Origin of the sequence: Aequorivita sp. 609, assembly GCF_014212065.1 — a bacterium.
In the GTDB taxonomy this organism is placed as follows: domain Bacteria; phylum Bacteroidota; class Bacteroidia; order Flavobacteriales; family Flavobacteriaceae; genus Aequorivita; species Aequorivita sinensis.
This window is the reverse complement of sequence record NZ_JACJVM010000078.1, coordinates 1-432: the sequence shown is the minus strand read 5'-3', so window position 1 is coordinate 432 and position 432 is coordinate 1. Positions and strand designations below refer to the sequence as shown.

The following is a 432-nucleotide window of genomic DNA, read 5'->3' as shown; positions in this document are numbered from 1 at the left end:
CACCAACTGAAAAACATACTAAACTCAACCATCCTCGAGAAGAACCAGCCAGCATGAAGACCGTCCTGTGTGTCGCTTTCCTCGTTGTGGCTCTTTGCCTGGTCTGTGAGGCTGTGCAAGTCCAGGAAGGTGATTTTTCCTTTTCACTGGACTCTGTGAAAGTTCTCCAGCAGTTGACCGATCAACAAAAACCACAAACACAAAACCCCCGGTTGGCCAAGACGAGCTACTTTTCTGTATGTTCCAATCCAACACTGCCACAGGAGTTTGTGCCCCTGTGCATGCAGAAAGGAGCAACAATGTCCCTTGCTAGACTAGCATCTGTGAATGTGGACATCTGTGAAATATGTGCTTTTGCGGCTTGTACCGGCTGCTAATTCTTCCCAATGCTTGATCATCCTCACCTCCAACTTAATAAAATATGCATATTTT

Annotated in this window: 1 protein-coding gene; it reads left to right on the top strand. The window is 46.3% G+C overall.

Annotation, left to right across the window (positions count from 1 at the left end; genetic code table 11):
* Nucleotides 1-377 (top strand): hypothetical protein (locus H4O20_RS12750; protein ID WP_221442879.1); only part of this gene is annotated, 377 nt, incomplete at its 5' end.
* Nucleotides 378-432: the final 55 nt, after the last annotated feature.